The sequence below is a fragment of the Streptomyces meridianus genome, from assembly GCF_023703325.1.
Taxonomy (GTDB): Bacteria; Actinomycetota; Actinomycetes; order Streptomycetales; family Streptomycetaceae; genus Streptomyces; species Streptomyces meridianus.
Genome location: NZ_JAMQGM010000027.1, coordinates 43,865 through 69,739 on the forward strand (window position 1 = coordinate 43,865; position 25,875 = coordinate 69,739).

A 25,875-nucleotide genomic window follows, 5' to 3' on the forward strand; every position below is an offset into this window, starting at 1 on the left:
CGGCGAGCGTGGTCCGCACACGTGGGCTGATTACAGGGCGCACAGGGAGTCCTTGTCTGCGGGAGCGGTGCGGGAACGGTCGCTGCGGGCAGCGGGGACCGGTGCCGTGACGGGGGGCCGGGTGCTGCGGTCGCGGCGCGCGCCCGCGTACCAGACGACGACGGGCGACAGGCAGAGGATCAGGGCGAGCACGGCCCAGGTCCGCATGGCGGCGTGGGTGTGCCCGAGGAAGAAGGAGGCGATCAGAGCGCCTCCGAAGACGGCGGCCCACGCGAGGTGGATCCGGAAGGTGGCGAGCCGGTCGGGGCTCGCCGAGTCGCCCTTCGGCGTCACGACGAACGAACTCTTGCGGCGCAGGGCCGCGTCGAACAGCGAACGGGCGTAGACCGGGGCGGACAGGGCCGACATCAGCATCCCGGCGAGCCCGCTGGACCCCTCCGGCTCGTGGGGGGAGACGTTGTGGCGCCGGTTCCAGACGTAGAGACCGATCTGGAGGGCCGCGGCATCGCTGTAGAGCATCATCCAGACCTCGGACGAGATCTGGATGCCCGACGCCCCGAAGCCCAGGAAGAGCACACAACTGACCCCTGCGAGAATCCAGTTGAGCGCTGTCATCGGGTAATAGATGACCATGAAGGTGTAGTTGAGGAGCTTGCCGGGCGGAAGGTCGAACGGCGCCTTCCAGAATTGCTTGAGGAGGGTCTCGTAGGTACCCCGGGACCAGCGCAACTGCTGGGTGAAGAAATCCGTCCAGGCGGTTGGCCCCTCGCCCACGGCGAGAACGTCCGGCGTGTAGACGGAGCGCCATTTGTTTCCGGTCAGTGGATTGCGCGTCCGGTGGATCTCGAATCCGGTGGCCATGTCCTCGGTGATGGAGTCGTAGAGACCTCCGACCACTTTGACGGCGCTGATGCGGACGGCGTTGCTGGTGCCGACGAACATGGGTCCGCCATAACGGTTCCCGGCCCGCTGGATGAGGGCGTGGAAGAGGAACTGCTGGCTTTCGGCGGCCTTGGTGACGGCGGCCTCGTAGTTGCCGTATACCTGAGGGCCGACGACGAACGCAATGTCGGGATCGCGGAAGTAACCGAGCATCCGCTCCAGGTAGTTGGGGAGCGGCACGTGGTCGGTGTCCACCGAGGCGAAGTAGTCGTAGTCGTCGCCGTGCGCGTCCAGCCAGGCGTTGTAGTTGCCGTGCTTGGTCCGTGCCCGGTGCGGTCCCGTCGGCCGGTTCCACTCCGGCACGCCCTTGCGGGTGAAGTGGTGCACGCCGAGTCGCGCGCAGACCTTCTTGACCTCGGGGTCGTCGCCCTCGTCGAGGAGCCAGACATGCAGCAGGCCCCGGTGACGCAGCCGCACCGCCGCCTCCAGGGTCCGGGTGACCATCTCGATCGGTTCCTTCCCGGGAACGAACGAGGTCAGGAAGGCGACCTTGGTCCGCTTCTCGGGGACGACCGGAATGGGATCACGGGCGACCAGTGTGGCGTGGGCGTTGGAGACGACCGTGCAGAGCCGGAAGAACTCGATCAGACCGATGGAGACGAGCATCGTGGTGTCCGCCGCAGTCTCCCACCACGAGGCGTACTGCCGGTGAACCCAGTGCTGCGGTTGCAGCAGCCAGACGAGCAGGACCGCGGAGAACAGAGGAGCGGCGCAGAGCAGCAGCCCCGCACGGATGCGGTGCGGTTCGTGCGCCAGCAGACTGCGGTAGCGGACCCGGTAGGGGAGATCCGGGTCGGGGCGGGTGAGGGGGCCCGCCAGTCGGCTGTATGTGTCGTACGCGTAATCCGCACGAGTACGAGTGACACCAGGACGTGAGGATTCCTCAACCGTTTTCCGTACGGAGCTCGGCGAAGGCATCAGGGAACTCCCGAGGACTAGCGGGACCGGAACCGGATGCGCCGACGACCTGGACGGAGCATTGCGCCACGCCATCGACCGAGAGGGAAAGGTAACAATCACACTGAAGAACTCTGCGCACATCGGATGTGTGGCGCGCCCTGTTGATGGGGCGAAGAGCTGGTCACACTATCGGTCCATTGGTGCGCGCCTTGCGTGATTTTCATTCCGGTCCGTGTCACTGTCTGGGCGATTCAGCCGTAGAAAACGGAGGACGTCTCATGCGGGTTTCCCTGGGCCGGAAAAGCCGAGGAGCGCTGTGCGCGGTCTCGTCCCTGGTTGCGGTCCTCGCGCTGCCGCAGTACGTGGCGGTTCCCGACGAGCGGGAGGCGCTGCAGGCGGCCGCTCCTCCGGGCGAAGCGGCCGTGCGGGACGACAGCGCCCGCACCACCGGGGACGCCGGCAAGGGCGAGGCGAAGCGGATCCCGTTCACCCAGCGGTTCCGCGCCGTCCAGCACGGAGGCATCGCGCGCGCCGCCAACTCGGTGGCGACCTGCGAATCGGAGAAGCGGCAGGCGAAGGTCTCCTGCTCACAGGCACAGTCCGGCGGCACGGGTGCGAACGGCGACTACGAGATGACGTACGTCGACGTCGACGACGATCCGAACACCTACAACTCGAGCCGGGCCGATCTGCACCTGCCGGAGAACGCCACCGTCACCTACGCACGCCTCTACTGGGGCGGAAACCTCCGGGTCGGCGAGCAGAAGCCCGAGAAGGACAACGGGCGGGTGCTCTTCGCCGAGCCGGGAGGTTCCTACAAGGAGGTGCTCGCCGACACCACGGTGGGTCACCGGACGACCGGCAGCACCGACAGCTACGCGGCGTCGGCCGACGTCACCGGCATCGTCCGGGACAGCCGCAACGGCGCCTACACCGTCGGACAGCTCAACGTGGCCAAGGGGCACTCCCCGGCCGGCGCCTGGGGCGGCTGGACCCTGGTGGTCGCCTACGCCCACCGGGAGGCGCCACTGCGCGAACTCGCCATCTGGGACGGCTTCGACTCGGTCACCTCGCCCCGGTCCGGCCGCTCCGTCGGCATCGGCGGGCTCGACGTCCCGGCCGGGTCGAACGGCAGCCTCGGCGTCGTGGCCTACGACGGGGACCGGGGGCCCGGCGGGGAGTCGCTGAGCGCGGCGATGGGCAAGGCGTCCCCCGTTGCGCTCTCCGACGGCGCCAACCCGGCCGGAGACCCGATGAACTCGACGATCTCCGATCACGGGCGGATCGAGGAGCGGCGGGAGCCGGCCTTCCGCAACACCCTGGGCTTCGACTCCGACATCTTCGACCTCCGCCGGGCGCTGACCAAGGGCGGACGGAAGATGACGGTCCGGTTCAACGCCGAAGGCGACGGATACCACCTCGGGGCGCTGTTCCTGCAGACCGACGCCCGCCGCTGACGTCCGCCTCCATCGCCAACCCCGGCCGGGCGACGGCCGGTTCCGGGTCCATCCGAGTCCGTGTGGGGAGCAGCGCGTGCCGCAGAAGAAGCGTGGACAGAAAGGGCCTACGGTCCTGCACGTCTCCCAGCCGTCCGACGGCGGCGTGGCGAGAGTGGTCACCGACCTCGTACGCCATCAGACCGAGGCCGGCATGAGGGTGTACGTCGCCTGCCCGCCCGGCGGAGTCCTGAGCGAGACGGCGACCGAGGCCGGCGCCGATGTGCTCCTGTGGCACGCGGACCGGCATCCCGGTCTCCTGCTGCCCCAGGAGATCAGCGGCGTCCGGCGCCTCGTCCGCCGGTTCGGCCCCGATCTGGTCCACGCCCACAGCGCCAAGGCCGGGCTGGCGGTGCGGCTCGCCCTGCGGGGGCGCACACCCACCGTCTTCCAGCCCCACGCCTGGTCGTTCGACGCCGTCGACGGCCCGGCCGCGCGACTCGCGCTGCGCTGGGAACGCCACGCCACCCGCTGGGCCCACCGGGTGCTCTGCGTGAGCGAGGACGAACGGCAGCGCGGTCAGCTCGCCGGGGTCGACGGCCCCTGGACCGTGGTGCGCAACGGCATCGACACCGAGCACTTCCGTCCCGCCGACGAGGTGGCTCGCCACCGCGCCCGGGCCCGGCTGGCCGCCCTGTACGGCGTCCCGGTCGATGCCCCGCTGGCCGTGTGCGTCGGCAGACTGTGTCGCCAGAAGGGTCAGGACCTGCTGCTTCAGGCCTGGCCGGCCGTCACGGATGCGGTGCCCGACGCCCGTCTGGTGCTCGTCGGGGAGGGGCCGCAGCGGGACACGCTGCGAGACACGGCGGCCGAAAACGTCGTGTTCGCGGGCGAATCGCCCGACCCGGTGCTCTGGTACACGGCCGCCGACCTGGTGGTCCTCCCCTCGCGCTGGGAGGGCATGGCGCTGGTGCCGCTCGAGGCCATGGCGTCCGGCCGGCCGGTGGTCGTCACCGATGTCACCGGAGCCCGCGAAAGCCTGCCCGTGGACCACATCCCGGACTGCCTGGTGCCGCCGGAGGACCCCGGTGCGCTGGCCCGCGCGGTGAGCACGCTGCTGGACGACCCCGGTCTGCGCGGAGTCCTGGGATTCCAGGGCCGGCACCACATCCGGGCCCGGTACGACGTGCGCCGGACGGCCGACGAGGTCATCCGGCTGTACGACGAAGTGCTCACCGACGAGCCCGTCGAGGACACCGCCCCGCAGCACAGCCCCGTTCCCGGCACCGCGCGGGTGCCCGCCGACCGCTCCGCTCCGGACGACCGCAGGGAGCACGTCGGGCGATGACCACGGACAACGCGGGGGCGCCCGAGGCGCCGGCGAGCCCCCTTCCGGGGGCCCCCACGCGCCCGGAGGCCACGGTCCCCACGCACCGGAAACCGCGGACCGTCCGGCGGGCCGCGCCGGCGGCCCGCCCGCCGAAGCGGCGCCCCGGGCGGAACGTCCCGGCCCTCCTCACCGCCGACAGCATCGCCGTGCTGGCTGCCGCCGCCGTCCTCGACGGGGCCGGCCAGACGCTGGCCGCACTCGGGCCCGGCCTCCTGGCCCTCCCGCTGCTGCACGCGCACCGCGGGCTCTACGACGCCCGGATTCGCCCGTCGGCGCTGGACGAGGCGCCCCGGCTGGCGCGCCATTGTGTCGTCGCCTGGTGCGCCTCGGCGGCCCTGCTGGCCTCCGTTCGGCCCGCTTCTGCGCTGGGCTGGGCCACGTTGCTGACCGCGGTGGTGGTGCATGTCGTGCTCGCCTGCGCCGGGCGCGGCGCCGTCCACTTCGCCCGGAGGCGGCACAGACGCAGGAATCCGCACTCGACCCTCGTGGTGGCGGACGCGGCCCCAGCCGGTCTGCGGATCACCACCGCCCTGCTGGACCACCCCGAATACGGGATGCGCCCGGTCGGTCTGGTCCACCCGGACCGGGAGCCGGCCGACGCACCCGTGCCCGTCCTCCACTCGCCCGAGGACATCACCCGCGCGGTGATCCAGAACTCGGTCCGCGACGCCGTCTTCACCCACGCCCCCTGGGGAGACCCCGAATCCGCCCTGCTCGCCGACCTGTTCACGGCACAGGGCTGCACCGTCTGGCAGGCCGACACCGGCTCGTCGCCGGCCCGCGGCCGGGGATCGGATCCGGGACACGTCTGGGGGTTCGCCTGCCGCCGCGTCGGCGAGCCGGTTCCGCCCCGGGCGGCCGTCCTCGGCAAGCGGATCCTCGACGTCGCGCTCTCCGGGCTCGCCCTGGCCGTGCTCTGGCCCCTCCTGCTGGCCTGCGCGATCGCCGTGCGCCGCTCCGACGGACCTGGAGTGATCTTCCGTCAGGAACGCATCGGCATGGGCGGCAGACGGTTCACGGTCCTGAAGTTCCGGACCCTCCGGCCCGCCGACGAACACGAGTCGGCGACCCGCTGGAACGTGGCCCACGACAACCGGATGAGCGCCGCCGGCCGCTTCCTGCGGCGCTCGTCGCTCGACGAGCTCCCACAGCTGTGGAACGTGCTCCGCGGTGACATGAGCCTGGTCGGCCCCCGGCCCGAACGCCCCTTCTTCGTCGCCCGGTTCACCCTCGCGCACCCCGGGTACGCCGCACGCCACCGGATGCCCGTCGGCATCACCGGGCTGGCCCAGGTACACGGGCTGCGCGGCGACACGTCCATCGAGGACCGCGCACGGTTCGACAACCACTACATCGAGACCTGGTCGCTGTGGCAGGACGTGCGGATCCTGCTGCGCACCGCGGGCTCCTTCCTCCGGCCTGGGGGCAACTGACCATGACGCGGACGACCCTGCACCGCACCGCGGCACCCGGCGGCGCCCCGGCACGTTCCGCCCCGGCGGACTCTCCGGCGACCGCCGCCCGGGACCTGCTCGCCGCCTGGTGGCCCGTCCTGCCGGCCGTCGCCACGGTCCTCCTGCTGTGCGTTCCGGCCGGCCACGAGGACATCACCGAGGCGGTGCACATCACGCCCGCGGACGTCTCCTGCCTCGTTCTCGTGGTCTGCTGCGTCGTGGTCCTGATCCACGACCGGCACCGGCCGCTGACCCTGCGGGCGGCCCTGGTACTGGCTGCGCCCGCACTGGCGTTCGCGGCGTCGACCGCCGCCTCCCCCGATCCGGTCCAGAGCCTGCCCGGGTTCGTCCGGTACCTGCAGATCTTCGTCCTCGTCCCTGTCGCCCTGCTCCTGCTGCTGCGCACCCGCCGCGACTTCCGCACGGTCGCCGCCGCCGTGGTGCTGATCGCCGTCGTCCAGGGGGCGATCGGCGTGCACCAGTACCTCACCGGCACCGGCGCGTCCTACGCCGGCCAGGACGTCCGGGCCGTCGGCACCTTCGGCCCCCTGGACATCATGGGCCTGGCCGGCGTCGTCGCCCACGGGCTGATCACCGCGCTGGCCGTCGGACTCGCCGCGCCGCCGTCGGCGCCGCGCTGGCTCCGGCCGTCCGCCCTGCTGTGCGCCGCCCTGCTGACGGTGCCGCTGGTGATGTCGTTCAGCCGCGGCGTCTGGCTGTCGACGGCCCTGGCCGCCCTGGTGGTCCTGCTCCTCGCGGGGCTGCGCACCGCTCTGCGCACCCTGATCGCCGTGCTGCTCGCGGGCGCCGCGATCGCCGGGTTCGCCGGCGTGGGTACCGGGCTCATCGGTGAGCGGCTGACCAGCATCACCCGCATCGTCGACGCCCCCGACCGGTCGGTGACGGACCGTTACTCCATGTGGTCCGCCGCGACGGAGATGTGGCAGACGCAGCCGGTGACGGGCGTGGGCATCAAGCAGTTCCCCGAGAACCGCGACTCCCACGCCTCGATCGGGCTCTCCTCGGGCAGCGACATCGCAGGCGCCGGTGTGGAGTTCCGCCGCGAACCCCTGCTCTCACCGCACAACATGTACCTGCTGATCCTCAGCGAGCAGGGGCTGCTCGGCCTCGTGCTCGTCGTGGGCAGCTGGGGCCTGCTGCTGGTCGCGGTCCTCCGGCGGCTGCGGGGCCGGCTGCGGGGGCCGCGGACGGGCGACTGCGGGCTCGTCGCGGCCGGTCTGCTCGTCCTCCAGCTCGCCGACTTCCTGTCCGCGGACATCGGCGGCCCCTCCACCGTGCTCACCGCCGTCACCTTCGGCATGGCCGCGTGGTGGGCGTTCTCCCCGGCGGCCGCCGCGGAGGGGCCGGTCCCTCGATGAGCGAGGCAGCAGCGGTCCGGCCGCAGGCCCCGGGTCGGCCGCACGGCACCGGTGCTCCCCCCACGGGCACCCCCGGCGCCCCGGACCGCGGACCCGAGCGGTTCATCGCACGGGCCGCTGCCGTGACGGCGGGCCTGACCGTCGCGGGAGCCCTGTTCGGCCTCGTACGCGACCAGTTGGTGGCCGGCTGCTTCGGAGCGGGCGGCGACACGGACGCCTTCCTCGTCGCCTGGACCGTGCCCGAGTTCGCCTCGACGCTCCTCATCGAGGACGCGATGGCGCTGGTGATGGTCCCCGCGTTCAGCATGGCGCTCGCCCGCCGCGCCGACCTCGCCCGCCGGACCGGACCCGGAGGGGACGGCCCGCAGAACCGTCTCGGCCCCGACCCGGTCGGAGCGTTGCTCGCCCGTACCGCACCACGGCTCACCCTCGCCCTCGCGGGCTGCGCCGCCCTGCTCGCCGTTGCGGCGCCGGTCGTCGTCCGCACCCTCGCACCGGGCCTCGCGGACCCGGCACTGGCGGTGGACTGCACGCGGCTCACCTCCGTCACCGTCTTCACCTTCGGCATCGCCGGATACTGCAGCGCCGCCCTGCGCGCCCACCGACGGTTCGTACCGCCGGCCGCGATCTACGTCGCCTACAACGCCGGAATCCTCGCGATGACGGCGACCCTGCACGGCCGTTGGGGGGTACGGGCGGCCGCCGCGGGCGTCGCAGTGGGCAGCCTGTGCATGGTTCTGGTCCAACTTCCCACGCTGTGCAAGCAGTTGCCGAGGTGGCCCCGGAAGCCCCGGCGGCTCTCCGGCCCCCGGGCCCTGCTGCCCTCGGCGGTTCCCGGTGTGGCCCTGCCGGTGCTCGCGCCGGTCGCGCTGTTCGCAGTCGCCCGGCAGGCCCAGGTGCTGGCCGAGCGCAACATCGGCTCCTCCCTGCCGCCGGGCGCCATCTCGCACCTCAACTACGCTCAGAAGGTCGCCCAGGTCCCCATGGTGCTCTCCCTCATGGTCTGCACCGTGACCTTCCCCCTGGTCGCCCGTGCCATGGCCGACGGCGACACCGACGGTGCCCGCCGCCGCATCGAACGCGATCTCACCCTGGCGGGAACGGTCGTCCTCCTCGGAGCCGCCTACGTCGTGGCGCTCGCCCCGAGCATCACCGAACTCCTCTTCCGGCGCGGGGCGTTCACTGCCGGCGACACCGCCGCGACCGCCTCGGTGATGCGCGTCTACGCGCTCGGACTGCTCGGCCACAGCCTGGCGGGGGCGCTGGTACGTCCCTTCTTCTCCGCCGCCCGGCCCACCTGGTTCCCGGCCGCAGCCATGGGCGCCGGCCTGTGCCTGACCGTCGCCGCCGGAGTCCTGGCCGCCCCCCGCTGGGGCGTCCACGGCATCGCCGCAGCCAATGCCCTGGGCATCACCGTCACCGCTGCGATGCTGCTCCACGGGCTGAGGACCCGCCTGGTCGCCGTCGACGTACGGCGGATCACCGCGGGCCTCGCCCGGCTGGTGCTCGCTGCCGCGGCCGCCACAGCCGCCGGATGGGCAGTCTCCGGTCTTCCGGCGTCCGCGACCGCGGCAGCGGCGGCCGGCGCGGTCGTGGTTCCGGCGGCCTTCGCCGCGGCGGCACTCGCCGTCCGGGCCCCCGAGGTCCCGTCGCTGCTCGCCACCGTCAAACAAAGGCTCTGCCATGCGCGCTGACCCCTGGCTGCTGATGTACCACTCCGTCACCGACTTCACCGAGGACCCCTACCGCATCACCGTGCGGCCCGACCGGCTGCGCCGCCAGTTGCGATGGCTCCGCAGCCGCGGCCTGCGCGGCGTCGGTGTGGCCGAACTGCTGCGGGCCCGCGTCGCCGGACGGGCCTCCGGGCTCGTCGGCCTCACCTTCGACGACGGCTACGCGGACTTCGTGCGGAACGCGATCCCCCTGCTGCACGAACACGGCTGCACAGCGACGGTGTTCGTGCTGTCCGGCCGGCCCGGCGGAACCAACGACTGGGACCCTCTCGGCCCCCGCAAGACCCTGCTGACCGAGGACGGGATCCGGGCCGCGGCCGACGCCGGCATGGAGATCGGCTCGCACGGCCACCGGCACGTCTCCCTCCCGGAGGCCGACGAGGACACCCTGCGCCGGGAGACCGCCCGCAGCCGCGACCTGCTGCACGAGATCAGCGGCCGCCCCGTCGACGGCTACTGCTACGCGTACGGTGCGGTCGACCGGCGTGCCATCGGGGCCGTCCGTGCCGCCGGTTACGACTACGCCTGCGCCATCGACCCCGGACCGCTCACCGGCCCGTACGCACTGCCCCGCATCCACGTCGGAGACCGGGACACGGCCTGGAGACTGGCCGCCAAGCGACTGTTCCACCCCGCACGCCGCCGCCCCCTGCCCGTAAGGGACACAGGCGCCGCGCCTTTCGCCGGGGCGCCCTCATGAGGGTCCTGCACATCATCACCGGCCTCGGGGCCGGCGGTGCGGAGCAGCAACTCCGGCTGCTGCTGCGCCATCTGCCCGCCCGCTGCGACGTCGTCACGCTCACCAATCCGGGGGTCGTGGCGCACGGCATCCGGGCTGACGGAACCCGGGTCACGCATCTGGGCATGCGCAGCAACCGTGACGCGAGCGCCCTGCCCCGGCTGGTCCGCCTCATCCGGACCGGCGGCTACGACCTGGTGCACACGCACCTCTACCGGGCCTGCGTCTTCGGCCGCACCGCCGCCCGGCTGGCCGGAGTGCGCAGCGTGGTCGCCACCGAGCATTCCCTGGGCGCGTCCGTCATGGAGGGCCGGCCCCTCACCCGCTCGGTCCGCGCCCTCTACCTCGCCACCGAACGGCTGGGCTCGGCCACCGTCGCCGTCTCGGCCACGATCGCGGACCGGCTCCGCGCCTGGGGCGTGCCCGCAGCCCGGGTCCACCTGGTGCCGAACGGGATCGACGCCGACCGCTTCCGCTTCGACCCGGCCGCCCGGACGGCGGCCCGCACCCGGCTCGGCATCCCTGAACGCGACTTCGTGGTCGGCGGAGTCGGCCGGCTCGTCCCCGGCAAGCAGTTCGACGTCCTGGTGCGCGCCGTGGCCGGGCTCCCGCAGGCCCGGCTCGTACTGGTCGGTGAAGGGCCGGAGCGGGCGCCGCTGCGGGGACTCGCGGAACGGCTCGGTGCGGCCGACCGCGTCCATCTGCTCGGCGAGCGCGACGGCATCGTCGAAGCGACCGGGGACCGCCCCTCCGACATCCCACAACTCCTCGCCGCCATGGATGTGTTCGCATCCGCGTCGACCGAGGAGTCCTTCGGGCTGGCCGTCGTCGAAGCGCTCGCCTCCGGGCTGCCCGTCGTGCACGTCACCTGTCCCGCCGTGGACGAACTGCCGCTGTCCGCCGCGCCGGGCGCACGGCGCATCGGCCCCGGGACACCCGCCATGACGGCCGCCCTGCGCGAGCACGCCGTGGGATGGCGTCCCCGGCTGCCCGTCCCCCCGGCCGTGCACCGGTACGGCATCGCCCGCAGCGCCGACCGCCTGATGGCGCTCTACGAACGAACCGCCGCACCGGGCCCGGGCTGCTGCCTCCCCGGGGCCGGGCCCGCCCTCGACCTTCCTTCCACCCCCGCCGTGTCCGACCCGAAGAGGTGAGCGTCGCCATGACCGACACCGTCCGCACAGAGCCCGCCGTCCCCGTCGCCGCCCCGCCCCGGCGGCGGATCTCCGCCTCCCTGCCCGCCTGGTGGCCCCTCGCGGCCCTCGCCGTGATCGGAGCGCTCGGCGGCGCGGCGTACGGCCGGCTGGCCCCGCCCGAGTACACCGCCACCGGCTACGTCGTCGCGGTGCCCGTCGGATCCACCGACCCGGGGACCGCCCTCGGCTTCGCCCAGGCGTTCGGCCGCGTTGCGACCGGGAACGGGGTCCTGGGACAGGCCCGGGCGGTCACCAAGGATCCGGTGGCCGAACTGCGGGACACCGTCCGGGCCGTGACGTCCCCGGACGCTCCGATGGTCGAGATCACCGGCTCCGACCGCAGCCCCCGGCACGCCGCGGCGAAGGTCAACGCGATCGCCCGTGCGCTGACCGAGAACGCCAACGCGGCGACGACGAACAGCAGCGTACGGCTCACCGTCTTCGCCCGAGCCGTCACGCCCACTGCCCCGTCCTCCCCGTCCACCACCGTCGCAGCCGGCGTCGGCGCCTGCGCGGGCGGACTCCTGGGCGGCCTGGTCATGCTCGCCGGGCCGGGCTCGCGCCGTCGCACCCCGCTGTCCGGCGTCCCCGCTCCGGCCACCGAGCCCGGGGCGCGCCTCACGGCTCCCGCAGGCCCGGGAACGGCGACCGTGGTGATGAGCACCGTGCAGCCCGCCGACCTCGACCCGGCCGGTGGGGCGGCGAGATCCGACCGGGCAGGGGCCCGGTGACGCAGAAACCCGAATCGTCCGGCCTGCGGACCACGCTCTGCCGTGATCCGCAGGCCTTCGAGGCGCTGGGCCCCGAGTGGGAGAGCCTCCACCGGCGCTGTGCGACGGCCACCCCGTTCCAGACCCACGCATGGCTGCACTCCTGGTGGCTGTCCTACGGGAGCGCGGGCCGGCTGCGGCTCGTCCTCGTCCGGCGGGACGGCTGCCTGGTCGGCGCCGCGGCCCTGATGCTCGCCCACCGCCCCCTACCGGTCCTCGTGCCGCTGGGCGGCGGCATCTCGGACTTCTTCGACGTCCTCCTGGACGACGCCTGCTCCGGCCCCGCCGCGCACGCCCTGGCTCGCGGCCTCCACCGTGTCGCGCGCACGTCCCTGGTGGACCTGCGCGAGGTGCGGCCGGGGGCCGCGGCGGAACGGATCCTGGCCCACTGGCCCGGCCCGGTCCGGAGCCTCACCGACTCGGTCTGCCTGGAACTGCCCGCCCTGCCGATGGACCAGTTGCTGGCGCGGCTGCCGGCCTCCAGCGCCCGCAGGAGCCGTGGAAAGCTCCGGCGGCTCGACCGGCTCGGCATCGAGCACCGCAGCGTGCCCGAGCACGAAGTCCCCGCGGCCGTCGCCACCTTGCTGGAACTCCACGGCATGCAGTGGCTCGGCCGCAGGGTGACCCCCGAACATCTCCGGCCACGCTTCGCCGAGCATCTCGCACGCGCCACACGGCAGATGGTCGGAACCGGTGACGCCACGCTCACCCAGTACCGGATCGGCGAGCGGATCATGGCCGCCGACGTCACGCTGATGTCCCCGGACCTGGCCGGCGGCTACCTCTACGGCGTCCACCCGGACCTGCGGGCGAAGGCCGACGTCACCACCATGCTCCTGCGCCACGACACCGCCCTCGCCGCGAGCACCGGCCGCTCCGTGGTGAGCCTGCTGCGCGGAACCGAGCCGTCCAAGCGCCACTGGCGGCCCGTACAGGTCGCCAACCGCCGTCTGATCCTGGCGCAGCGTCCGCTGGGGCCGGTGCTGGACCTGTACGCGGCCCAGGTGACCGGCTGGTCACGGCTGGCCGAGCTGCTCCGGCAGCGGCTTCCGGCGCTGCGCACCGGAATCGACCAGCTGCGGGCCAGGGCGGGCCGGCGATGACACCGGCCCGGTGCTCAGCAGGGGCGGCGGGACTTCCTCGTGCACTGCCGCCGTTGCCCGAGCAGCGCGTCGAGCCAGCGCGCGGGGAACAGCCCGTGGTCCTCGGCCCGGTGCTCCGGCTCGGGCTCGGGCGCCGTGCCCTCCGGGCTGTACTGCACCGAGCGGAACACCTGCGACGCGCGGGAGTTCTCGTCGCACGACCACACGCCGTGCGGGCAGTAGTCCGTCAAGGTGTGGTATTCCGGTGGGTTCTCGGCGATCCAGGCGAGCATGCGGCGCATGTACTCGGCATTGTCGCCGTTGCGGAACAGACCCCACTCCGGGTACGAGAACGGCTTGCGGTGCGCGGTCGCGAACTCCACGTGCCTGCGCAGTCCGAACGGCTGGTCCACCTGGTCGTCGAAGTCGTCCCCGGGCGGCTGGTCGTAGGAGTCCATGCCCACGATGTCGACGACGTCGTCACCCGGGTAGCAGCGCGTCCAGGGGATCGCGTCCCGCCCCCGGCTCGGGGTGAACTCGAAGCGGAACCGCTGGCCGGGAACCGAGCGCATCGCCGTGACGATGCTACGGAAGTACGCCCGCCACGCCTGCGGGTGGGGCGCGCACCGCCCGGTGTACGTCGTCCCGTTCATCTCCCACCCCAGCACGATCACCGCGTCCTGGAGGCCGAGTCCGGTCAGCCGGCGGGCCAGGGTGAGGAAGTGCGTGTCGAAGCCGCCGCCGGCCCCCTGCCGCAGCAGCACGGCGACCCGGTCGTCGGGCACCTCCTCCTCGTTGCGCTCCAGCATCGGAACGTTGAGGACGAACAGCCGGCCGGCGGCCCCCTGCTTCCAGCGGGACCACGCGCGCAGGACCCGCGGGTCGCCCTCGATGTCCCTCCACCGGTGACCACCGAGATACGTATGGCCCACCTTCAGGTCCGTCTCCCCGAGCCATCGCTCGAACCGCTGCATCCGCAGCACCCCTTCGGGGCCCGATCCCAGATAGGCCCCCCACGGGACTCCGGTGGCCTGCCGGGGCAGGGGCCCGCGCACCTCGGTCCCGGGGTGAGTACAGCCCGTGGCCATGGCGGCACCCGTGAACAGGGCGCCGGCGGCGACGGCCCCCACGCTCATCGCCAGCAACCGTCGCGGCCGCACGTCCATGGCTACTCCTTAAGGCGGACTTGCCCCTTCGGGGCGGATGGTCCCCGACGGTAATCGGGACATATGTCGAATAGCTCCAGCGCAACTCGCCGATAGCCCGTCCGGGAGCACCACCGCCCGCGCGGCCCAAGGAATCCGGAAGAGGAGCAGTGCGCCACAGACCCGTTTCGTTCGACACCGAGGTGCCCGCGCTCGTGCTCCGCCTCGACAGGAACCCCTACCACCACGGCACCCTGGGGGCGGCCAGGTCACTGGGCAGGGCCGGGATCGAGGTCCACTCCCTCGTCGAGTCGCCGCGCAGCCCCGTCAACCACTCCCGCTTCGTGCACCGCGCGCACGACTGGCCCGGCGGTGCCCCCTCGGCCGGCCGGTTCGTCGAGGCGCTCCAGCAGGTCTCCGAACGCATCGGCCGGCCCGCGGTGCTCATCCCCATGGACGACCGCAGCGCGATCTCGACGGCGCGGTGGGCCGACCGCCTCGCCGACCGGTATCTGCTGCCCCGTCAGTCGTCCTTCCTGCTGCGGCAGGTGGCGGACAAGGTGCAGCTCGCGCGGCTGTGCGAGCAGTGGGACGTCCCGCATCCACGGACGGTGGTACCGGGCAGTTCCCGGGAAGCGGCCGCGGCCGCGAAGGAACTCGGGCTGCCGGTGGTCGCGAAATGGAGCAGGCCCTGGCTGCTGGACGCAGCGACCGGCCTGCGCAGCACCTCGCTGGTCCGCACGGCCGACGAGGCCCGGCGTCTGTTCGACCAGAGCGGTCGGGCAGGAAGCCGCCTGCTGCTGCAACGCCATCTCCCGGGCGGGCGCGGGACCGACTGGTTCTACCACGGGTGTTTCGCCGGGCCGGCCGGGTGTCTCATCGGCGGCACGGGACGCAAGGAGCTCGCCTGGCCGCCCGGCGCCGGACTGACCGCGGTGGGCAGGTGGCTCCCCAACCCCCAGGTGGAGGAATCCGCGGTGCGGCTGGCAACGAACCTGGGCTACCGGGGAATCCTCGATCTGGACTTCCGCAGGGACGCCGAGGGCAAGTACCACCTGCTCGACTTCAATCCCCGGCCCGGAGCCCAGTTCCGGCTGTTCACCGACCGGAGCGGCCTGGACGTCGTGCGGGCCCTCCACCTGGACCTCACCGGCCGGAACGTCACCACGCCCCAGCCGGTGGCGGGCCGACTGTTCGTCGCCGAGAACTACGCGCTGCTGTCGGCGCTGGCCGCAGCGAGGAAGCCACGGCCCCGTGCGGGACGCGCCGCCGCCGCGGCGGAGACCGCCGCAACCGGCCGTGAACGGAACGCGGAAGCGGCCTGGTTCGCAGCCGACGACCCCGCGCCGTTCTTCGCCATGGCGGCCGGCTGGACACGCCGTGCGGGCCGCAAGGGCCTCGAACGGCTCCGTCGTACCCGGCGTCCGCCCGCACCCACCCTCCGTCCCGTCCGACGGGCGGACGACCGTCCTTCGCAATGCAACGACCAGAGAGCGGGAGCATCATGTACGACCTGGTAGTCGTGGGCGCCGGTCCCTACGGCCTGTCGATCGCCGCGCACGCGGCCGCCGCCGGGCTGCGGCTGCGGGTGTTCGGCCGCCCCATGGCCTCGTGGCGCGACCACATGCCCGAAGGAATGTTCCTCAAGTCGGAGCCGTGGTCGTCGAACCTGTCGGACCCCTCCGGCGACATCACGCTGTCCGCCTTCTGCGCCTCCCGGAACCTTCCGGCCGAGCACGGCCACCCGATGTCGATCGACACCTTCACCGAGTACGGACTCTGGTTCGGCGAGCGCGCCGTGCCCAGCATCGACGAGCAGACGGTCACCGCGGTCCGCCCGTACCGCGACGGCTTCCGGGTGGAGACCGCCGACGGAGAGATCGTCCCCACCCGGACCGTGGCCCTGGCCGTAGGCGTGATGCCGTTCGTACACCGCCCGGCGCCCCTCGGACCGTTGCCGGCGGGCCTCGTGTCGCACAGCAGCGACCATCGCGACCTCTCGGTGTTCAAGGGGAAGGACGTCACCGTCATCGGCGCCGGGCAGGCGGCGCTGGAGACCGCGGCGCTGCTGGCCGAGGAGGGAGCACAGGCGCGCATCGTCGCGCGCGCCGGGGGCATCCGGTGGAACACCCGGCCCCAGCCGCTCGAGCGCGGGCTGCTGACCTCGCTGCGCGATCCGCACTGCGGCCTGGGCACGGGATGGCCCAGCTGGGTGTGGTCCGAGATCCCCTGGGCGGTCCGCAGGCTGCCCGGCCCGACCCGGGTGCGCATTGCCGCCACCGCGCTCGGGCCCGCCGGTGCCTGGTGGCTCCGCGACCGTGTCGAGGGCAGTGTTCCAGCGCTGCTGGGGCACCGGCTGCGCAGTGCCCAGCCGAGGGCGGGCGGGGTCCGGCTGGGGTTCGTCACCACCGACGGTGAACTCGCAGCCGTGGACACCGAGCACGTGATCGCTGCCACCGGCTTCGTCCCGGACCTGGCCCGGCTGTCCATGATCGACGCCCGGCTGCGCGGCGAGCTCCGGCGCGTCGGCGAGACGGGCCGCGCCCCCGAGCTCAACGGCCGCTTCGAGTCGTCGCGCCCCGGGCTCTTCTTCGCCGGGCTGCTGACTGCGCCCTCCTTCGGCCCGTCCATGCGCTTCGTCTACGGTGCTTCGTTCACGGCGGAGAGGCTGGTGCGCGGGGTGAAACGGCGGATCGGCAGGCGCCTGCTGGTGACGCAGAACCGGAAGCCGGAGGGTGAACGGTCGGACGTGCGCGTCGGCAGTCGCGCCTGACACGACGGCCTCGGGACCCGGGCCGCCGGCCCGGGAGCGCCTGTCCCACGCGAACGGGTGGCTGCTCGTGTGCAGCCACCCGTTTTCCGTGGTGTCCGAGGGGGGACTTGAACCCCCACGCCCGATAAAGGGCACTAGCACCTCAAGCTAGCGCGTCTGCCATTCCGCCACCCGGACAAGGTGTGTGCCGTCCGGCCCCGGGGCCGTTCCGACGTGGAAAACCATAGCAAACATCCAGGCGTGGCCGATCACCCGAACCGGGGACACGGTCGCCGCATCGTCCGCCGGCCGCACGGCCGGGACCGACGCGGCCTTGGGCTGCGCCCTCCGCCGCGGGAGGATGGCCACGGATCCTGCCGCGCGGTCCGCAGGCCGGCCCGGCGGCAACGCACCACGAGGAGGCAGAGCGTGAGCGAGTCGAACCCGGCCACGAGGAAGTCCGGCACCGCCGCAGGCGGGAATGCCGAGGATGAAGTCGTCGGCCTCTGCCGGGACCTGATCCGGATCGACACGAGCAACTACGGCGACCACTCGGGCCCGGGCGAGCGCGCCGCCGCCGAGTACCTCGCCGAGAAGCTCGCGGAAGTCGGCCTCGAACCACAGATCTTCGAGTCCCACCCGGGCCGTGCCTCCACCGTGGCAAGGATCGAGGGAGAGGACCCGTCGCGGCCCGCGCTCCTCATCCACGGGCACACCGACGTGGTGCCGGCCAATGCGGAGGACTGGACCCACCACCCCTTCTCCGGGGAGATTGCGGACGGCTGCCTCTGGGGACGCGGAGCCGTCGACATGAAGGACATGGACGCCATGACGCTGGCGGTCGTCCGGGAGCGGATGCGCAGCGGCCGCAAACCTCCGCGGGACATCGTGCTCGCCTTCCTCGCAGACGAGGAGGCGGGCGGTGTGTACGGCGCTCGGCACCTCGTCGACGAGCACCCGGACCTCTTCGAAGGGGTCACCGAGGCGATCGGCGAGGTCGGCGGGTTCTCGTTCACGGTCAACGAGAACCTGCGGCTGTACCTGGTGGAGACGGCCCAGAAGGGCATGCACTGGATGCGGCTCACCGTGGACGGCACCGCAGGCCACGGCTCGATGACCAACAACGACAACGCGATCACCGAGCTGTGCGAGGCGGTCGGCCGTCTGGGCCGCCACACGTTCCCCGTCCGGGTCACCAAGACGGTGCGCTCGTTCCTCGACGAGCTGTCGGACGCCCTGGGCACGCCGCTCGATCCGGAGGACATGGACGCGACGCTCGCCAAGCTCGGCGGCATCGCCAAGATCATCGGGGCCACGCTGCGCAACACCGCAGCGCCGACCATGCTGGGCGCCGGGTACAAGGTGAACGTGATTCCGGGGCAGGCCACGGCACACGTCGACGGCCGGTTCCTGCCCGGGTACGAGGAGGAGTTCCTCGCCGACCTCGACCGGGTCCTGGGCCCGCGGGTCAAACGTGAGGACGTGCACGCGGACAAGGCGCTCGAGACGAGCTTCGACGGGAACCTCGTCGACGCCATGCAGACCGCCCTGCGGGCGGAGGACCCGATCGCCCGCGCCGTGCCGTACTGCCTCTCCGGCGGCACCGACGCCAAGTCGTTCGACGATCTCGGCATCCGGTGCTTCGGCTTCGCGCCTCTGCAGCTTCCGCCCGAGCTGGACTTCGCCGGAATGTTCCACGGCGTGGACGAGAGGGTTCCCGTGGACGGCCTGAAATTCGGGGTCCGGGTTCTCGACCGGTTCCTCGACGGGAGCTGATGCCAGGGCTCCGGCCGCGATGCGGCCGGAGCCCTGCGTCAATCCGGTATCCGGCCCACCCCACCTGATCGAGTGAATGAACTTTCGTCTCCGTAGCCCAATCTCTCCCCCTCTCGTTGCAGCCTGTGTGGGCCTTTCGCCAAGGGCCCGTTCTGCCACAAGGAGGAAGAATGATCCAGCAGGTCGTGGCCGCCACGGCGGTCGTCGGCGGTCTCGTGCTCGCCGCTGCGGGTACAGCCGTCGCCGAGTCTGCTGCCAGGGGTGCCTCCGCGCATTCCTCCGGGACCGCGTCGGGCAACGTCGTCCAGGCGCCGGTGCATGTTCCGCTGAACGTGTGCGGCGACTCGGTCTCCGTGATCGGTGCTCTCAATCCCTCCTTCGGCAACACGTGCAGCACGAAGTGATGTTGTGACACAGCCCATGAGGGTGTGATCCCGCGTGGCCCCGGGGTGCCAGAGGCATTCCGGGGTCACGTGGAATTGGCTACCGGGCAGTTAGCCCGCGAGCATTCCTGAAATTTAGGCAGGGGAAGAAAGCTATGCGACAGGTCGCAAGAAAAGGCCTGATCACCGTTGCGGCCGCGAGCGGAATGCTCGCCATCACCGGTGGTTACGCGCACGCGGATGCGGGCGCCAAGGGGCTCACCGAGGAAGCGTCGGGCCTCCTCACCGGAAACGTCGTCCAGGCGCCCGTACATGTGCCGGTGAACATCTGTGGCAACACGGTGAACGTCCTCGGGGCCCTCAACCCCGCGGCCGGCAACGACTGCGCCACACGGTCGGGCGGCAGTGCGGGCGACAGCGGCTCCGACGAGACGGCCGGCGATTCCGGCACCACCGGTCTCAGCAACGAGTCGGAGGGGACCGGCTCCGGCAACGTGATCCAGCTGCCGATCGAGGCGCCCGTCAACCTCTGCGGCAACAACATCGGCCTCGCTTCCCTCGACAACCTGTCGGCCGACAACGGGTGCGCCCAGGGCACCACGCTGCAGGGCGGGGACTCTCCGGAGACCCCCGGGGACGAGGAGGAGGGCGACAGCCCGAACACTCCGGACACGGACGGCACCTCCGGTGAGCAGGTCGAGCTGGCCGAGACCGGCACTTCCTCCGGGCTCACGGGCGTCGCCCTGCCCGCGGGCGCGGCGCTCGTCCTGGGTGGTGCGGTGCTGTTCCGCCGTTCCCGGGCGGCCTCCCGGTCCTGAGGCGGAACCGCGGTGACCCGCGGATCACAGGAGCGGGCCCCGGACACGTCCGGGGCCCGCTCTCATGCCGTGTGCGGCTGCGCAGTCCCGGCAGTCACCACGTGGCGCGCACCTGGCGGATGATCCGGCGGCGCAGCCGCACCCGACGGCTGCCGTCGGGGTGCAGCCGCAGGCGGTCCAACTCCCAGTGTCCGTATTCGGCATGGTCGGTCAGCAGGCGTGCGGTGTCCTTCCGGGACACCCCACGCGGGACGTACACGTCACGAAATTCGTATTCCGGCATCGAATCCATTGTGCGGACAGTGGCCCGGTACGGATAGCGTCTGCACCATGTCTGATGCTGCGCAGCCATCCGCTGCCGAGGTACGCGCCGCCGCCGAGGCGGTCAAAGCCGCGCTGGACCGCCACCTCGAGGCGGTCGAGCGACGTTCGGGCGAGGACGACCCGGCCGTCTTCGCCGCCTTCAACGAGCTGGCGGCGGCGGCCGAGGAGTACGACGAACTGCTCTACGACCGCCACGACGAGGTCACCCCCTTCGAGATCCCGGGGGATGAGGGCCTCCCCGCCTACACCGGGCCCGAGGAGCCGAACGCGATCAGCGTGCTGATCCGCCGCGACTACGCGGTCGTGGAACCCCACCGGCTGCTGGCCCAGGCCCAGCGGGTGGCCGACCTCGACCCGGACTCCGTTGCGGAGGGCGACCTCGAGGCCGCCTCCGCAGTCGTCGGCAGCAGCGTGCATGCTGCCCTCGGGGTCCTGTTCGGCGAGTTCGAGCCGGACGAGATCGCCACCCGACACGCGGAGTTCGGCCTCGAGGAGGGAGACTCCACGCTCTGGGTGGCGGCCGCGGACGAGCCCGCCGCGCCGGGGGAGTGGCTGAACACCCCGTTCGACGAGGCGGATCCCGAACGCGTGGTGTGCCGCTTCGACGTCAGCGCCGTCTTCGACGACCGGCTCGACGAGGAGGACGTCTGACGACGTCCCGCCGGATGCTCACCCGGCTGCCGGTGCCAGAAGCGTCCGCAGCCGGGTCGTCCTCTCCCGGGCGGGCGTCTCCCGCACCGCGCGGGGCAGCTGCTGATCCGCCCCGTGCACCACGGACAGGTGCCGCTCCCCGCGGCCGAACGCGGTGTAGACCCAGGCCCGGGTGAGCAGCGGACCGGCGTCCCCGGGAACCACGACGACCGCGGCCGGCCAGCGTGCGCCGGCGGCCTGGTGTGCCGTGATCGCCCAGCCGTGCCGGACGCGGTCCGGGACCTGCTCCGGCGGGACGACGACCCGGCCGTCGTCGCAGGACAGGTGCAGGCCGTCCGCGTCAGCCGAGACGACCGTGCCCGGGACGATGTGTCCCGTTCCGCGCGTGTGGGCCACCCGGTCTCCGGGATCGAAGCCGCCGAAGCGGCCCGGGCCCGGGTTGAGGTGTTCCTTGAGAGCGGCGTTCAGCGCCCGTGTGCCCGTCGGCCCCCCGTGCGCCGGGACGATCACCTGGGTGCTGTCCGCGGGGATGCCGATCGCCCGCGGCACCGAATCGGCGACGAGCTGGACGGTCCGGTGCACCGCTTCGCCCGCGTCCCGCACGGGCACGATCACCACTTCCCTGCCGGGCGCGTCGACCTGAGGCAGCTCTCCGGCACCGACGGACGAGACCAGTTCGCCGATCGGCCCGGGGTCGGGGGTCCGGGAGACGACGTGCGGGCAGGCCCGGGAGGCGAGCAGGTCGGCGAACACCCGCCCCGGTCCCGCTGACCAGAGCACACCCGGGTCACCGCTCAGCACGAGCCGGGCGCCGTCGGGCAGGGACTCGGCGAGGGCGGCGGCCCGTTCCACGTCGAGTTGGGATGCGTCCAGTACCGCGAGGACATCGAGGGCGAGTCGGCCCTCCTCGTCGCGCGCGGGCCCCTCGGTGCCCGACAGAAGCCCGTCCAGCGTGAGCGCCGCGCCGCCGGAAGAACCGGCGGCGTCGGAGTCTCCGGCGCCGGTGGGGGCGCCGTCGAGCAGGCCTGTCAGCCGTCCCCGCCCCTCCGGGGTGTGCGCGGCTGCGAAGGCCCGCAGCCCGAGGCCGCGGGCTGCGGCCACGAGGGCCGCGGGCTCCGCCCGGGCCTCCTCGCCGCCGGTGTGCGCGACGAGTCCGGCCGAGGCCGAGGCACGGATCAGCTCGGCCGCCGAGGCAGAGGGTGCCGTTGCCGCAGCCTGCTCCCAGGCGGCGGCAGCGTCCTCGGAGGAGGGCTCGAAGGTGTTGATCAGCCGGGCGAACCCGTCCGCGAGGCTCTCCTCCGCAAGGGCGTACCGGTCGAGGCCGACCAGCACCCGCACAGGCCGCTCCTCCGCCTCGTCGCCGACTGCTCCCGCGGCGGCGCTCGGGGAGGCAGCGGAATCCAGGGCGTCCTGGAACACCAGCACCGAACCGTCCGCGATCGCGTCGTTCAGTGCCTGTGGCGGCTCCGGGACGCCGTACCGCTCCAGGCCCGCCGTGACGGAGTCCGGATCCAGCGCGGTGTGCCCCTCCAGCGCGGCGCGCTCGAGCAGATGCCCCACCAGGGCCCGGGTACGGCGCTCGTCCCCCGGCCCGCACTCCGGACCCAGCGCGGCCCGCGCGAAGCCGTCGGCCTGCTCCACCCGGACGCCTGGAACGCCGAGCAGCTGCCAGGGGTCCTCGCGCAACGCCTGCGCGGCGCTCTCTCCGAGCGCGGCCACCACGGATTCCGCCAGCGATTCCGGCGCACCTCCGGCCGCCAGGGCCTCGCGCACGGTGGCGGTGCGGGCGATCCGCTCGGCCTCCGGCAGCCCCGTCCGCGGGACCTGCGGCCGGGGAGACCGCGCCGCGGGCGCGGGACCGTCCGCGGCCGGCCCCGCGGAACCGGACGGCCCGGGACGGGAGGAGCCGGGGCCCGCCGATGGCCGTTCGGTGAAGAACGACGACGCCGGGCGCTCCCCGCTCTCCACGGCCCGGACGGCTGCCGAGAGAGCCTCGGCCGCGGCGCGCCCGGTGGGCGGCTCCTCCCCGCGGTCAGTGGCGTCACCGGCAGGGCGGTCGGTGTTCACAACGTGCTCCAGTCCTGGTCGGGATAGCGGTGCACGGGCGCGGACACGTCGTCCAGTGCCCGGCGGATCTCTTCGGGAAGCGTAAGACGCTCCACTGACAGGGCGGCCGCGAGCTGGTGCGCCGTGCGGGCCCCCACGATCGGGGCTGTCACCCCGGGGCGGTCCCGGACCCAGGCGAGCGCGACCTCCAGGGCGGTGGTGGCGAGGCCGTCGGCCGCCGTCGTCACCGCGTCGACGATCCGGGCCGCCGTCTCGTCCAGGTACGGAGCCACGAAAGCCGCCATGTGCGCGGAGGCCCCCCGGGAGTCCGCCGGCGTGGCGTGGCGGTACTTGCCGGTCAGCACCCCCCGCCCGAGCGGGGACGAGGGCAGCAGCCCCACGCCGAGGTCCCGCGCGGCCGGCAGCACCTCGCGCTCCACGCCGCGTTGCAGCAGGGAGTACTCGAGCTGGATACCGGCCAGGCGGGTGCGGGGGCCGCCGGGGGCGGCCAGCTGCCAGGTCGCGGCCTTCGCGAGCTGCCATCCGCAGAAGTTCGAGACGCCCACGTACCGGGCCCGGCCGCTGCTCACGGCGATGTCCAGGGCCTGCAGGGTCTCCTCCAGCGGGGTTCGCGGGTCGAAGGCGTGGACCTGCCACAGATCGACGTGGTCGGTCCCCAGGCGCTCGAGCGAGGCGTCGAGCGCCGCGAGGAGGTGACCGCGCGAGCCGTCGAAGCGGCGGTCCGGGTCCGGGACGCTGCCCGCCTTGGTCGCGATGACCAGATCGTCGCGCGGGAGCATCCCGTCGATCATCCGGCCGAGCAGGTGCTCGGCCAGGCCGTCGGCGTACACGTCGGCGGTGTCGACGAGGGTGCCGCCTGCCTCCCAGAAGGTCTTGAGCTGGTCGGCGGCGTCGTGCTCATCGGTCTCCCGGGCCCAGGTGAGAGTGCCCAGCCCGATCCGGGAAACGCGCAGGCCCGTAAGCCCCAGGTGCCTCTGCTCCATGGGCCGAGATTACTGGCCGGAAGGGCGGCACAGGCCGTCCTGTGGACAGCCCGGCCCTGCCGGATTCGCGCCATGCGCGCTAGAGTCCCCGGCACAGGGACGTTACTGATCAGTAAGGGGTATGCATGCGGCTCGGGATCAACCTCGGTTACTGGGGTGCCGGCATGGACGCGGACAACCTGGCGGTCGCGCAGGAGGCCGACCGTCTGGGCTACTCCGTGTGCTGGGCGGCAGAGGCCTACGGCTCGGACGCCCCCACCGTTCTCTCCTGGGTGGCGGCCCAGACGGAGCGCATCGACGTCGGTTCCGGGATCTTCCAGATCCCGGCCCGCACACCGGCCATGACCGCCATGACCGCCGCCACCCTCGACTCGCTCTCCGGCGGGCGCTTCCGCCTCGGGCTCGGCGTCTCGGGGCCGCAGGTCTCGGAAGGCTGGTACGGCGTCAAGTTCGACAAGCCCCTGGCCCGCACGCGCGAGTACGTCGAGATCATCCGCAAGGCCATGTCGCGGGAGCGGCTCAGCCACCAGGGCGAGCACTGGACGCTCCCGCTGCCCGACGGTCCCGGGAAGCCGATCAAGCTCACCGTGCACCCGGTGCGCGAGCACATCCCGCTCTACATCGCAGCGATCGGCCCGAAGAATCTCGAGCAGACCGGGGAGATCGCCGACGGCGCCCTGCTCGTCTTCTTCGCCCCCGAACACGCCGAGGAGACCACCCTCAGCCACATCCGGGCCGGCCGGGCCAAGGCCGGCAAGGAGTACGAGGGCTTCGACCTGGTGCCCACGGTGCCCATGGCCATCGGCGACGACGTGGACGCGCTCGCGGACCTGTTCCGCCCCTACACCGCCCTCTACGTCGGCGGCATGGGCAGCCCCAAGCAGAACTTCTACAACAAGCTCGCGCAGCGCATGGGTTACGAGAAGGAAGCAGCGGAGATCCAGCAGAAGTACCTCTCGGGCGACAAGGAGGGCGCCGCCGCCGCCGTGCCGCGGGAGCTGATCGACTCCACCACGCTGCTCGGCCCTGTGGAGCGGGTCGCCGACCGCATGAAGGCCTACGCCGAGGCCGGGGTCACCACCCTGTCGCTGGCACCCGCCGGGTTCACCCTCGACGAGCGCATCGCCTCGCTGCGCGCGGGAGTCGAGGCCCTCGAACTCGCCGGTCTCGCCTGACGGTCCGCACAGGGAGCGCGCCCGGGCGTCCGATGCTCCCCGGTCCCCGCACGTTCGCGGCCGGCCGGGGAGCATCGCCGTGATCAGGCCGGTACCCGACGTCCCATCAGCCGTCCGAATTCGATGAGCCGCGCGATCTGCCCCGGCCCACCGTCCTCCAGGGACTTGCTGAACCGGAACGCCTCGGGGCGGAACCGGGCGGAGGTCACCGGCGCCTCGGGGGCGTCACCGACCACCGGGCTCAACTCGTGCAGCGTCGCCGTGGCCAGCACGAGATGCACCCCGCGGTCGACACGGCGCCCGGCGGGATCCTTGCCCACGAGCGTGCGCATGCCCACGTGCCGGATCGCGCTCAACGGCAGCACCTGCACCGACGAGTCGAGCACGGTCCCCCCCGGCGCGTCGTCGTCCACCAACTCCTCGCTGTGCCAGAGCACCAGCCGCCGGCCGTCGCACACCGCGGCCTCCTGCCACACCGACGTCCCGGTCTCCGTCAGGTCGACCACCCGCTCCAGGGTGAACCCCAGAATCTTGTTCCGGCCCAGGACCCCGCCGATCGCGTCCAGGGCCACATCGGCGTGCAGAAAATAGGCGCGTGCCGCGTCGTCGAGACGCTCGTAGGGAGACCAGTCGGTCCCCGCCGGCCCCAGCCGCCGCACCGCGGGCCGGCTGCGTGCCGCCCTGCTGAACATGCCCACGCGTCTCACAACCCCCTCCTGGCTCGGAATCACCCTACCCAGGGACGGCGGCGAAGACGTGGGAGGTGCTGCGGCCGTGGTG

22 protein-coding genes and 1 tRNA gene are annotated in these 25,875 nt (G+C 72.8%); 16 read left to right on the forward strand and 7 right to left on the reverse strand.

Annotated features, from left to right (window positions below):
- Positions 1–30 precede the first annotated feature (30 nt).
- Complete coding sequence (locus M1E25_RS12850) at positions 31–1,860, reverse strand: glycosyltransferase family 2 protein (RefSeq protein WP_251414407.1); 1,830 nt, start codon at positions 1,858–1,860, stop codon at positions 31–33.
- 260 nt (positions 1,861–2,120) lie between these two features.
- Here M1E25_RS12850 and M1E25_RS12855 point away from each other — a divergent pair, with 260 nt between their 5' ends.
- The 9 genes from M1E25_RS12855 (at position 2,121) to M1E25_RS12895 (ending at position 13,042) form a co-directional block, all read left to right on the forward strand.
- Positions 2,121–3,299, forward strand: a complete 1,179-nt coding sequence (locus M1E25_RS12855) for a DUF3344 domain-containing protein (protein ID WP_251414409.1) — start codon at positions 2,121–2,123, stop codon at positions 3,297–3,299.
- 76 nt (positions 3,300–3,375) lie between these two features.
- The gene (locus M1E25_RS12860; RefSeq protein WP_251414411.1) at positions 3,376–4,626 is read left to right on the forward strand and encodes a glycosyltransferase; all 1,251 of its coding nucleotides are present in this window, start codon (positions 3,376–3,378) and stop codon (positions 4,624–4,626) included.
- On the forward strand, positions 4,623–6,101 hold the full coding sequence (locus M1E25_RS12865) for a sugar transferase (protein ID WP_251414414.1): 1,479 nt from the start codon (positions 4,623–4,625) through the stop codon (positions 6,099–6,101). Before M1E25_RS12860 ends, M1E25_RS12865 begins: the two co-directional genes overlap by 4 nt.
- 2 nt (positions 6,102–6,103) lie before the next feature.
- Positions 6,104–7,501, forward strand: coding sequence for an O-antigen ligase family protein (locus M1E25_RS12870; RefSeq protein WP_251414417.1), 1,398 nt, complete (start codon positions 6,104–6,106; stop codon positions 7,499–7,501).
- The gene (locus M1E25_RS12875) at positions 7,498–9,195 is read left to right on the forward strand and encodes a lipid II flippase MurJ (RefSeq protein WP_251414420.1); all 1,698 of its coding nucleotides are present in this window, start codon (positions 7,498–7,500) and stop codon (positions 9,193–9,195) included. The genes M1E25_RS12870 and M1E25_RS12875 overlap by 4 nt, the downstream gene beginning before the upstream one ends.
- The gene (locus tag M1E25_RS12880) at positions 9,185–9,934 is read left to right on the forward strand and encodes a polysaccharide deacetylase family protein (RefSeq protein ID WP_251414423.1); all 750 of its coding nucleotides are present in this window, start codon (positions 9,185–9,187) and stop codon (positions 9,932–9,934) included. Before M1E25_RS12875 ends, M1E25_RS12880 begins: the two co-directional genes overlap by 11 nt.
- The gene (locus M1E25_RS12885; protein ID WP_251414425.1) at positions 9,931–11,127 is read left to right on the forward strand and encodes a glycosyltransferase; all 1,197 of its coding nucleotides are present in this window, start codon (positions 9,931–9,933) and stop codon (positions 11,125–11,127) included. Before M1E25_RS12880 ends, M1E25_RS12885 begins: the two co-directional genes overlap by 4 nt.
- A gap of 8 nt (positions 11,128–11,135) precedes the next feature.
- Positions 11,136–11,900 (forward strand): YveK family protein, encoded by a 765-nt coding sequence (locus tag M1E25_RS12890; RefSeq protein ID WP_251414427.1) that lies wholly within the window; start codon positions 11,136–11,138, stop codon positions 11,898–11,900.
- Complete coding sequence (locus M1E25_RS12895) at positions 11,897–13,042, forward strand: GNAT family N-acetyltransferase (RefSeq protein WP_251414429.1); 1,146 nt, start codon at positions 11,897–11,899, stop codon at positions 13,040–13,042. The genes M1E25_RS12890 and M1E25_RS12895 overlap by 4 nt, the downstream gene beginning before the upstream one ends.
- 14 nt (positions 13,043–13,056) lie before the next feature.
- Here M1E25_RS12895 and M1E25_RS12900 read toward each other — a convergent pair whose 3' ends face one another.
- Entirely contained in the window at positions 13,057–14,187 is a 1,131-nt protein-coding gene (locus tag M1E25_RS12900; protein WP_251414431.1) for a glycoside hydrolase family 26 protein, read from the reverse strand.
- A 149-nt stretch (positions 14,188–14,336) separates the two neighbouring features.
- On the opposite strand from M1E25_RS12900, the gene M1E25_RS12905 reads away from it, so the two are divergent.
- Together M1E25_RS12905 and M1E25_RS12910 are read left to right on the forward strand one after the other, a co-directional pair.
- Positions 14,337–15,686, forward strand: a complete 1,350-nt coding sequence (locus M1E25_RS12905; RefSeq protein WP_251414433.1) for a carboxylate--amine ligase — start codon at positions 14,337–14,339, stop codon at positions 15,684–15,686.
- The gene (locus tag M1E25_RS12910) at positions 15,671–16,939 is read left to right on the forward strand and encodes an NAD(P)-binding domain-containing protein (RefSeq protein WP_251414435.1); all 1,269 of its coding nucleotides are present in this window, start codon (positions 15,671–15,673) and stop codon (positions 16,937–16,939) included. The genes M1E25_RS12905 and M1E25_RS12910 overlap by 16 nt, the downstream gene beginning before the upstream one ends.
- Positions 16,940–17,028: 89 nt before the next feature.
- On the opposite strand, the gene M1E25_RS12915 is transcribed toward M1E25_RS12910, so the two are convergent.
- A tRNA-Leu gene (locus M1E25_RS12915) sits at positions 17,029–17,116 on the reverse strand.
- A gap of 231 nt (positions 17,117–17,347) precedes the next feature.
- On the opposite strand from M1E25_RS12915, the gene M1E25_RS12920 reads away from it, so the two are divergent.
- The 3 genes from M1E25_RS12920 (at position 17,348) to M1E25_RS12930 (ending at position 19,895) form a co-directional block, all read left to right on the forward strand.
- Positions 17,348–18,694, forward strand: a complete 1,347-nt coding sequence (locus M1E25_RS12920) for a M20/M25/M40 family metallo-hydrolase (RefSeq protein ID WP_251414438.1) — start codon at positions 17,348–17,350, stop codon at positions 18,692–18,694.
- A gap of 170 nt (positions 18,695–18,864) precedes the next feature.
- Complete coding sequence (locus tag M1E25_RS12925) at positions 18,865–19,098, forward strand: chaplin (RefSeq protein WP_251414441.1); 234 nt, start codon at positions 18,865–18,867, stop codon at positions 19,096–19,098.
- Between the two features lie 134 nt (positions 19,099–19,232).
- Positions 19,233–19,895, forward strand: coding sequence for a chaplin (locus M1E25_RS12930; protein ID WP_251414444.1), 663 nt, complete (start codon positions 19,233–19,235; stop codon positions 19,893–19,895).
- Between the two features lie 94 nt (positions 19,896–19,989).
- Here the strand turns inward: M1E25_RS12930 and M1E25_RS12935 are convergent, their stop codons facing one another.
- Positions 19,990–20,178, reverse strand: a complete 189-nt coding sequence (locus tag M1E25_RS12935; RefSeq protein WP_251414447.1) for a DUF5703 family protein — start codon at positions 20,176–20,178, stop codon at positions 19,990–19,992.
- Between the two features lie 47 nt (positions 20,179–20,225).
- Here M1E25_RS12935 and M1E25_RS12940 point away from each other — a divergent pair, with 47 nt between their 5' ends.
- Positions 20,226–20,870 carry a hypothetical protein gene (locus M1E25_RS12940; RefSeq protein ID WP_251414449.1) on the forward strand — a complete coding sequence of 215 codons (645 nt, stop codon included), beginning with the start codon at positions 20,226–20,228 and terminating at the stop codon, positions 20,868–20,870.
- 18 nt (positions 20,871–20,888) lie between these two features.
- On the opposite strand, the gene M1E25_RS12945 is transcribed toward M1E25_RS12940, so the two are convergent.
- Together M1E25_RS12945 and M1E25_RS12950 are read right to left on the reverse strand one after the other, a co-directional pair.
- Positions 20,889–22,937: a helix-hairpin-helix domain-containing protein gene (locus tag M1E25_RS12945; RefSeq protein WP_372500712.1), complete on the reverse strand. Its 2,049-nt coding sequence runs from the start codon at positions 22,935–22,937 to the stop codon at positions 20,889–20,891.
- On the reverse strand, positions 22,934–23,920 hold the full coding sequence (locus M1E25_RS12950) for an aldo/keto reductase (protein WP_251414452.1): 987 nt from the start codon (positions 23,918–23,920) through the stop codon (positions 22,934–22,936). The genes M1E25_RS12945 and M1E25_RS12950 overlap by 4 nt, the downstream gene beginning before the upstream one ends.
- Positions 23,921–24,045: 125 nt before the next feature.
- Here M1E25_RS12950 and M1E25_RS12955 point away from each other — a divergent pair, with 125 nt between their 5' ends.
- Positions 24,046–25,095 carry an LLM class F420-dependent oxidoreductase gene (locus M1E25_RS12955; RefSeq protein ID WP_251414455.1) on the forward strand — a complete coding sequence of 350 codons (1,050 nt, stop codon included), beginning with the start codon at positions 24,046–24,048 and terminating at the stop codon, positions 25,093–25,095.
- 83 nt (positions 25,096–25,178) lie between these two features.
- Here the strand turns inward: M1E25_RS12955 and M1E25_RS12960 are convergent, their stop codons facing one another.
- Complete coding sequence (locus M1E25_RS12960) at positions 25,179–25,802, reverse strand: hypothetical protein (RefSeq protein WP_251414458.1); 624 nt, start codon at positions 25,800–25,802, stop codon at positions 25,179–25,181.
- Positions 25,803–25,875 lie beyond the last annotated feature (73 nt).